A 1,201-nucleotide genomic window follows, 5' to 3' on the forward strand; every position below is an offset into this window, starting at 1 on the left:
GGACCTGAGTCTCCCGGAGGCAATCGGGAATGCGGTCGGTGTTCGCKCCATCGCGGATCCCTTCACGTCTGTTCCTGAGCTTATGATAGTACGGTATTACCGTCCTGCCAAGCGCGGGTCGAGCGCCATTGAAAAGAATTGGGCACTCCGGCTTCCAGACAGGCCTGACCCGCCGACGACGGGCCGGCGCATATCGGATTCCGACTGATCAGAACAGTCACCGAATATCTGCAGAGGCGATTGACGGGCCTGAGGCTGAGTACTGTCTCCAGGTCGTGGACCCTTTCTGCGATCGTCGTGACGACCTCCACGGTGGCGATCAGTACAAGAGTGGACCGGCGCGGTGGCGTCAGCGGACTGAACAGGTCCGCAAGAGTCAGAAGAAGGACTCGCCGGCGCAGGATGGCCGGCGAGTCCTCCCTATCTGTCAGATCCCGTACTGGTGGAAGACCTTGGCGATGACTTTCCATGTGCCGTCCTGCTTGAGGAGGGTGTGGAAGTCGGTGTAGTCGGTGCCGTCGGCCGCGTTCTCCATGTCAATGCGCACGACGGCGGAGCTGGGAGTGATGGCCAGGACATCGAGGTGCGTGACGGACGCCGGGGCTGCGCCAAACTGAGCGACGTACGGGTCGAGGTTCTTGTATGAGCCCTCGGTCAGGCCGGCTGCGGTGAAGCCGTGCATCGTCGCGTCGTCCCAGAAGGAGTCCTTGATGCGGTCGAAGCTGCCAGTCTCGAGACCTTCGAGGTATCCGGCCATCGCGGCCTTGACCTCGGCGTACTCGGCGGTGGGGATGGTTTTCACATTCTGGCTTTCAGTCTGCGTGGCCATGCGGTGGTTCTCCTTTAGTTGTTGCCGACGGTATTCGGCGGTTATGCGGGAAATCCGCGTTCGAAGATCTCGGCCGGGAATGGCCGGGACCGGGATGCGCTGGGCCATTCGATAGCTCCGCGGTCGGATATAGCCAGGAAGTGTCATTCGGCTGGGGGGGAATTCCGTCACCATTTCAGAACGATCCGTCCGCGCGAACCGCTGGATTCGAGGCGTCGATGCGCCTCGGCGCCATCTTCTGCGAGGAGCACATCCGCGACACACACGATGAGGTCTCCCATCTCGACGGCTTGCCGGAGCGCATCGAGCTTGGAGCGAGAATGGTACTCGCGACCCACGCCGGCAGTTTCGAAGCGAATGCCTCGCGCAGGT

At 61.8% G+C, this 1,201-nt stretch carries 2 protein-coding genes; both read right to left on the reverse strand.

Going from position 1 to position 1,201, the window contains the following annotated elements; all coding sequences use genetic code 11:
• Positions 1–427: 427 nt before the first annotated feature.
• Positions 428–829 carry a nuclear transport factor 2 family protein gene (locus AC1DP3_RS18285; protein WP_477295791.1) on the reverse strand — a complete coding sequence of 134 codons (402 nt, stop codon included), beginning with the start codon at positions 827–829 and terminating at the stop codon, positions 428–430.
• A 167-nt stretch (positions 830–996) separates the two neighbouring features.
• Positions 997–1,110, reverse strand: a complete 114-nt coding sequence (locus tag AC1DP3_RS18290; protein WP_477295793.1) for a hypothetical protein — start codon at positions 1,108–1,110, stop codon at positions 997–999.
• Between the last annotated feature and the right edge of the window lie 91 nt (positions 1,111–1,201).

It is taken from the genome of Microbacterium sp. P5_B6 (assembly GCF_056400345.1).

Bases quoted from the DNA above. Each gene is read 5' to 3' on its own strand.
- AC1DP3_RS18285 (WP_477295791.1), bottom strand. From the start codon at position 829: ATGGCCACGCAGACTGAAAGCCAGAATGTGAAAACCATCCCCACCGCC.
- AC1DP3_RS18290 (WP_477295793.1), bottom strand. From the start codon at position 1,110: ATGGGAGACCTCATCGTGTGTGTCGCGGATGTGCTCCTCGCAGAAGAT.